This is a genomic window from Thermanaerothrix sp. (genome assembly GCF_056331585.1).
This window is the reverse complement of sequence record NZ_JBWGPQ010000009.1, coordinates 74,811-81,573: the sequence shown is the minus strand read 5'-3', so window position 1 is coordinate 81,573 and position 6,763 is coordinate 74,811. Positions and strand designations below refer to the sequence as shown.

At 54.9% G+C, this 6,763-nt stretch carries 6 protein-coding genes; 2 read left to right on the top strand and 4 right to left on the bottom strand.

Annotation, left to right across the window (positions count from 1 at the left end; translation table 11 throughout):
- Nucleotides 1–188: 188 nt before the first annotated feature.
- Together AC01YT_RS05350 and AC01YT_RS05345 are read right to left on the bottom strand one after the other, a co-directional pair.
- The gene (locus tag AC01YT_RS05350; RefSeq protein WP_424912691.1) at nucleotides 189–1,169 is read right to left on the bottom strand and encodes an ABC transporter ATP-binding protein; all 981 of its coding nucleotides are present in this window, start codon (nucleotides 1,167–1,169) and stop codon (nucleotides 189–191) included.
- Entirely contained in the window at nucleotides 1,169–2,155 is a 987-nt protein-coding gene (locus AC01YT_RS05345) for an ABC transporter ATP-binding protein (protein ID WP_315624580.1), read from the bottom strand. The genes AC01YT_RS05350 and AC01YT_RS05345 overlap by 1 nt, the downstream gene beginning before the upstream one ends.
- A gap of 340 nt (nucleotides 2,156–2,495) precedes the next feature.
- Between AC01YT_RS05345 and AC01YT_RS05340 the strand changes: the two genes are divergently transcribed.
- Both AC01YT_RS05340 and AC01YT_RS05335 read left to right on the top strand, forming a co-directional pair.
- Nucleotides 2,496–3,329, top strand: coding sequence for an alpha/beta hydrolase (locus tag AC01YT_RS05340; RefSeq protein WP_476673376.1), 834 nt, complete (start codon nucleotides 2,496–2,498; stop codon nucleotides 3,327–3,329).
- A gap of 92 nt (nucleotides 3,330–3,421) precedes the next feature.
- Nucleotides 3,422–4,165, top strand: coding sequence for a serine hydrolase (locus AC01YT_RS05335; protein WP_424912701.1), 744 nt, complete (start codon nucleotides 3,422–3,424; stop codon nucleotides 4,163–4,165).
- Here the strand turns inward: AC01YT_RS05335 and AC01YT_RS05330 are convergent.
- Entirely contained in the window at nucleotides 4,155–5,939 is a 1,785-nt protein-coding gene (locus AC01YT_RS05330; protein WP_476673374.1) for a glycosyltransferase, read from the bottom strand. The two genes, AC01YT_RS05335 and AC01YT_RS05330, sit on opposite strands and share 11 nt — an antisense overlap.
- A 9-nt stretch (nucleotides 5,940–5,948) precedes the next feature.
- Nucleotides 5,949–6,599 (bottom strand): DedA family protein, encoded by a 651-nt coding sequence (locus AC01YT_RS05325; protein ID WP_424912694.1) that lies wholly within the window; start codon nucleotides 6,597–6,599, stop codon nucleotides 5,949–5,951.
- Nucleotides 6,600–6,763 lie beyond the last annotated feature (164 nt).

Genomic DNA, 6,763 nt, shown 5'->3' with positions numbered 1-6,763 from the left:
AAAACCAGGCTTGCCAAAACCAACACACTGATCAACAAGAACAACTTGGTACGCATATCTTTCTCCTCCTTGATAAGGATCTAGAATGGATTCGAGTGGGTTAAATGCCCCGCTTTTACCAACTCACCACACCTAACGCAGATTTCCAACCATCACCTCCTTTCAGAAAAGTCGCCTTGTTTAAAAGTTTATACCATATGGCAGGCCACAAAGTGACCCGGACTTACTTCACGCCATTCCGGTTTGACCTCTTTACAAATCTCCGCCGCCAGCGGGCAACGGGTGCGGAAGCGGCACCCCGAGGGCGGGTTAACCGGTGAGGGCACATCCCCCTGCAGGATGATGCGCTTGCGTTTCTTCTCTACCGCCGGGTCGGGGATGGGCACCGCTGAGAGCAACGCCTGGGTGTATGGGTGCAGGGGATGATTGTAAAGTTCATCGCGCGTCGCCAGTTCCACCATGACACCTAGGTACATCACCGCTACGCGGTTACTGATATGACGAACCATCGAAAGATCATGCGCGATAAAGAGATAGGTGAGGCCAAATTCTTGCTGCAGATCTTCTAGCAGGTTGACCACCTGGGCCTGAATGGACACATCCAGCGCCGAGATGGGTTCATCGCAGACAATGAATGAGGGTTGCAGGGCCAAAGCGCGTGCCACCCCTATGCGCTGGCGCTGACCACCCGAGAATTCATGCGGATAGCGATTGGCATACGCGGGATTGAGCCCCACCAGTTCCAGCAAGTGCTCCACCCGTTCTTGCACCTCGCGCCCCCGCGCTACGTTGTGGATGATCAGCGGTTCGCCGATGATCTCACCAACCGTCATGCGCGGGTTAAGACTGGCATAGGGATCCTGGAAGATCATCTGCATGCGTCGGCGCATTTTGCGCAGATCTTCCCCTTTGAGTTTAACCAGGTCCACTCCTTCAAAATGCACGCTTCCCGAGGTAGGGCGGTATAGTTGGAGGATGGTACGTCCGGTGGTGGATTTACCACACCCCGACTCACCCACCAGACCCAGGGTTTCGCCCTTATATATGTCAAACGTTAACCCATCTACTGCGTGAACCGCCCCCACTTGGCGTTGAACAATAATGCCGCGGGTAATCGGAAAATGCTTGACCAGATTTTCAACGCGAACCAGGACTTCGGGCTCGGCCATCAGCGTTCTCTCCCAGTTTGAGTGTCCACCCAACACGCCACTTGATGCTCAGGAGCAACGGTCATCAAGGGTGGGTTCTCGTGCCAACAGTGTTCAACCGCATACTTACAGCGCGGCGCAAAGGGGCAATAATTCGGTTTCTCCAGTAACACCGGGGGCAAGCCATCAATCGAAACCAGACGCCGATGGCCGGTTTCATCCATTCGCGGGAGACTGCCCAGCAGGCCAATGGTGTAAGGATGGGTGGGGTGGGCATAAAGTTCATCCACTTGCGCCATTTCGATAATATAACCGCCGTACATCACCGCCACCCGGTCGGCCAACCCAGCGATGATCCCCAAATCATGAGTGATCCAGATGATGGCCATTCCCAATTCATCCCGCAGACGCTTGACCAGATCAATAATCTGCGCCTGGATAGTGACATCCAATGCGGTAGTCGGCTCGTCGGCGATCAGGATTTGCGGGGTACAGATCAGCGCCATAGCAATCATCACACGCTGGCGCATCCCGCCTGAGAATTGGTGGGGGTAATCGTTCAGGCGTTCCTTGGCATTCGGAATGCCTACCATCGCCAGCATCTCAGCCGCTCGTTCGAGTGCTTGCTTGCGTGACATCCCCATGTGGATTTCGAGCGGCTCGGCTACCTGGCGACCAATGGTCAACACCGGATTGAACGAGGTCATTGGGTCCTGAAAAACCATGCTAATGTGAGCGCCGCGGATATGACGAATTTCCTCATCGCTCATTTTCAGCAGGTCTTTGCCCTGGTAGATAGCCTTTCCCGCCACCACCTTACCAGGCGGCGATGGAATCAGACGCAACATAGACATCACGGTCACACTCTTACCACAACCACTCTCCCCCACAATGCCCAGGGTCTCCCCTTCACGCAGTGAAAATGAAACGCCATTTACGGCATGGACGATCCCCTCACGAGTGCGAAATTGGGTCTCCAGGCCCTCAACAGTTAATAAATCGGTCATGGAATGGACCTCGGGTGTTATAGATGTTGTTCCAGGAATTGGAATGGTATAGCCCATAGGTAAGCCAGAACAAGGCAAATCAATTTTACAACCAAAAAAAAGCGCTGTCAAACCAAATCACCCATTGCGCCAATTCAACCGCTGCGATTTAGGACAAGTGTCCTGGTTTTCTTATGCTTTTTGTCGCAACTTGACCTATTCAATATGCCCTTTTACGGTTAGAATCCAGGTCATCCTATACCATAGAATGTTAGGTTAGCGGTTGAAGAGTATCCTTTTAATAACGACTTTGTTCTCCAGTTTTTCCATATTACTCGCCTCGGCGCCAATGGTGGGCGAAATGATCGCTACCACGGCGCCGTTACGAATCCTCAAAGCGCCCCCTTCTATATTGAAGGTTGATTACGAAAAAGTAGAATTTCCAACCTCCGATGGCCTGACCCTGCGTGGGTGGTTCTTTCCCGCCGCCGATCCTGCAGCACCGGCCATCCTTTACGCCCCGGCAACGGCAAAAGACCAGCGCCAGGGTTTAAGCCTGGTGCGCCTCTTGCATGGGGCGGGTTATCACGTTTTGTTATTCAGTTACCGTGGGAGCGGTGAGAGTGATGGCAACCGTTTTGTGTTTTCCTACGGGGCGCGCGAGAGTCAGGACATTGATGCCGCCGTGCGTTATTTAGTCGAAACACGTGGTGTCCCTTGCATTGGGGGCATTGGACATTCTGCCGGCGCGGTGGCGCTTATCCTGAGTGCTGCCCGCAACCCCAACCTCCACGCTGTTGTCGCCGCTGCCCCGTTTCCCTCACTGGAAGATGCGTGGCGGGTCAACCGTCCCATTTTCTTCCCAGCCCCACTTTACGAGCAGGTCATCCGCCTGGCAGAATGGCGCAAAGGATTCACCCGCGATGAAGTGCGCCCTCTGGATGTTGTCCACCGCCTTACCCCGCGCCCAATCCTTTTCGTCTTTGGGCAGGCAGATCGGCGCATTCCCCCCGATCAAGCTAAGCGCCTCTATGAAGCGGCTGAAGAACCCAAAGATATCATCTGGCTCCCCAAGGCTAGTCACGAACAGGTGCGCAGTCCCGGCCTGGATCTCCTCATGCCCCAACTGGTAGATTTCTTTCGACACAACCTTCACAGCAATGCCATCTGCTTCCACCGGCGTAACATGCCCTGACTCTTACGCTGGCAACCATTCCGTTACTCCAAGAATGAGCGATAAAATTAAATCACCGTCTCAGTGTCATGAGAGAGGTTAAAGTGGATCTCATGGATTTTCTCCAGGCTCTGCGCGACTCGGGCACGCAATACGCTTTCTATCTGCGTCGTCAGGATCATCCCCCCTGTTTTGAAACCAACAGTGAGCGTTTCTCTGCCGCCTCACTGATCAAAGTACCCATCCTGCTGGCCTGGCTTCACCTGGAACGCCAGGGAGATGTCAGCCGTGCAGAATGGTGTCATCTGGATGACGAGCCTCAAGTTCAGGGGGCGGGATTTGCCTGGGCGATGACCACCCGCCGTTTGACCTATCATGATGTCCTATTGATGATGATCACCACCTCGGACAACCTCTGCACCAACCTGGTCATCCGCCGCCTCGGAATCGAGCGCCTCAATCGGGTTTTTCAAGCCAATTTGGGATTAACCGACACGGTGCTTCAGCGCAAACTTATGGACTTTGAGGCGCGCGCCCGCGGTTTGGATAACTGGATCAGCCCTACCGACTGCATCCGCCTATTCGATCTTATCCGCAGCCTCAAGCCTGATGAACGACAATGGGTGGATCGCATCCTCAGCCTCAACCAGGACGACCGTCTGCTCAAGCGTAATTTCAACCCGGATGCGGTCACCTTTTGTCATAAAACCGGCAGCATTCCGGGCGTGCTGCACGACTGGGGCTACACCTCCGAAACCGACGTTTTCCTGCTTATGCAAGGGATCCAGGACGAACGCGCTGCGTTGGAGTTATTTGAGGCAGCGGGAGAGTTAGCCCTAGGCACCCCTATGGCTTAACCTCAAGGCGCATCCAATCTTCCAACATCTGAAACCCGCAGCGCAAGGCTTCAAGATCCTCCTGATTGGGAGAAACCTGGCAAGCCAGTAGTTTGTAGGTTTGCAAAAGTGACTGTTCTGAGTCGGAGATGCCGAAGGGTTCAGCACAGCCGTGCGGCTGCCAGACGATCTGCAAGCGTCTGGTATCCAAGTCGGTCTCCACAATCATCAAGGCTTGGGCTGCAGGGGGCGAATCCGTTCCGCCCTCAGAAAACCAGGTTGGAATTGGCTGCCAGTCCAGAATCAACGGTGGGCAAACTGTTCCATTGCCCCGGGCGAACAAAGCCATGCGCACCGGGCCTTCCCAACCCCGCCAGGATGACGTGGACCCACCTGGTGCTTGAATCCCTTTACTACGCTGTTCAAACAAATGCGCCAAACGCTCTTCCACCGCTGTGCGTAATTCATCGAGTGTAAGCCCGGAAGCCGAAGCCGCTGGTACGCGGTACATGTCGCTCAAGAAGAGCGCCCCTAGAACAACCAGAAGCACCGCCAGAACACGCGAGAACGAGAAGCGCCTACCACGTTGAGCAGGCCGAGCCGCCACCGTATGGGGCGCCATCCCGGGTACGGAGAGTCTTTGATAAAGTTGTTCGTAATGTGCAATGGTAAGTTCAAGATCGTGCGTTCGTGCAATTTGACGCCCCCGCTCCCCCATAACCGCCCAGGCCTCAGGATGTGCTAAAAACCACTCCATTTGGACTGCTAGGTCTCTGGACTCCCCAGGTTGGAACAGACGCCCATTTTCCCCATGACGGACCAGTTCCGGCAAGGCCATGGCACGGGCGGCGATCACTGGTTTGCCACAGGCCATAGCCTCCAGTGTGGCCAGGCTTAATGACTCCACATCTCCGGGCATTACAAACACATCGGCTGCTTGCAACAATTGGGCCACTGCCTCGCGTGGCACCCGCCCTAAGAATCGCACCCGATCCTGCAGGTGATGGGCAGAAACCCAGCGGCGCAGTGCAGCCTCCATCCCCCCTTCCCCTGCCAACGCCACTTGGAACGATCTTCCCTCAATCTGCGCCACGGCTTCGAGCAGAATCGGTAGTCGTTTTTCCGGATCCAGCCGCCCAACATAGAGGAAAAGAGGAAGATCTGGTTCCAGATTCCAGGTTTGTCGCACCGCGCGGGGGTCAACTGGCTGTAGAGCCTGCCAATCCCACCAATCCACACCACAAGAAATAACATGGACTGGGGGACGCACACATTGTTGACGCAAGACCTGAGCCGCTGCAGTAGAGGGCACCACCACCCCATCCACATGGTTGAGATAAGAGAGCATCCAGCGCCAGGCTGCCCAGGTCACGATAGGACGAAAATAACGCGCTAACCATGAGAAATAGGGCGCCCATATCTCCGGTCCGGGATGATGCGTGGCCAGAACCGGCAGGCCGCGGCGGCGCGCCTCGTGCCGGGCCGCCCGACACAAAGGCGAGGAATCCTGCAGGTGAACCACATCGGGTTGAAAGGCGTCAAAGATGCGCCGCATCCCTGCGCCCAATCGCCAAACCCAGACCAACTCGTTATGGAGCAGACTTAAGGGCAGTCCGGGCAAGCGCCACACAGTAAGGTTGCCTTGGCTTTCCATTTCCGCTCGCCAGCCACGCCCCGGCACCACCACCCCTACCGAATGCCCGCGCCGCACTAATCCTTCCACCAGGTTACCGCTAAAGGTAGCCTGCCCATTTAAGTGGGGCGGAAAGGTCGTGGTGACAATTAACACACGCATGGAGAACAATCACTCTCTCGCATCATCATGTCCGGTGGCTTCAATACGCAATGCCGGATGACGACGCAACAAACGGGGCAGAAAAATCATGCCCAGGATCAAAAAGAAAAGTGTTGAGGCGATCGCCAGATATCGCACCCCTTGGGTGATATACATCAAGCCGTTGGCCAAATAGTAACCAGCAGCAACAAAGGCGCTAGTTACAATCAAATTGGTGACAAAAATCGCTCCAAACCAACGGCGCAAAGGCACCCGCGCCAGTCCGGTCGCGATTAGCGCCGGGATGATCATCCCATTGGTGAGTTTGGCAACGACCAAAATCTTAAGTGCATGACGTTGGACTAAATTCTGCAATCCTTCCACTTGCTCCCGGCGAATCCCCAACCAACGCCAGCGCGTTAGCCATTCCAAACGCCCAAGATACCCCAGGGCGTACCAAAGGGTATCTGCAATCAGGTTGCCCAAAGAGGCGGCCACAAAGACCGGAATAGGCGCGACAAAACCGGCCGACGCCGCCGTAGCCGCCAGCAGGATCGAAACCGGGCCTTCCAACGCTACCATGAGCACCAGTAGCGGATAAAACCACCACCCTACTGGCGCGAGGGGAATTAGATGAATCCATCCCAACGCACGGTCTATGCCGTTAAGAAAGCCCTCCATCGCCCATCCTTATTGACAAACGCTAAATCTATGCTTAACTCAAGCGTCCCTATGTGGTTACGCCGAAAATTGTTGACCATACTAATTATAATACGTGAAACGTTTTCCTCAGGTTTTCCTTTCAAAGATTAGGATTCACCCCGATAATAACGTATCGGTTTGCT